Source organism: Caulobacter sp. 602-1, from assembly GCF_003931565.1.
Classification (GTDB): Bacteria; Pseudomonadota; Alphaproteobacteria; order Caulobacterales; family Caulobacteraceae; genus Caulobacter.
This window is the reverse complement of record NZ_RRYI01000032.1, coordinates 1-425: the sequence shown is the minus strand read 5'-3', so window position 1 is coordinate 425 and position 425 is coordinate 1. Positions and strand designations below refer to the sequence as shown.

Annotated in this window: 1 protein-coding gene; it reads left to right on the top strand. The window is 62.8% G+C overall.

The window, feature by feature from the left end; all coding sequences use genetic code 11:
* Positions 1-425, top strand: a 425-nt coding sequence (locus EIK80_RS26200; RefSeq protein ID WP_158624759.1) for a hypothetical protein, incomplete at both ends; no start/stop codon positions are given.

Below are 425 nucleotides of genomic sequence, written 5' to 3'. Positions count from 1 at the left end.
CGGGCCGAGCGGGGCTCGTCATCGCGGTCATTCGTAGTGGAACGACGGCGACGCACCGGACGATCGCCATCCTCATCGGAGTCGTCGACCGCAGTACGGCGGCGAGATGGACGCGGCGCATCATCATCTTCGAGATCGTCAATCACAGAGCGACGGCGACGCACCGGACGATCGCTATCCTCATCAAAATCATCGGATGCAACGCGACGACGGCGAATCGGACGCTCATCGTCTTCCTCGAGATCATCAGACACCGTACGGCGACGGCGCACCGGGCGCGGCTCATCATCGTCATCAGCCACAGCACGACGCCGAGTCGGACGGTCCTCATAATCGGCATTATCGGCAGAGCGGCGGCTACGGGTGCGGCGCGCCGGGTGCTTTTCATCATCGGAGGCGTTATTGTCGGTAGTTTCGGCGGAAGC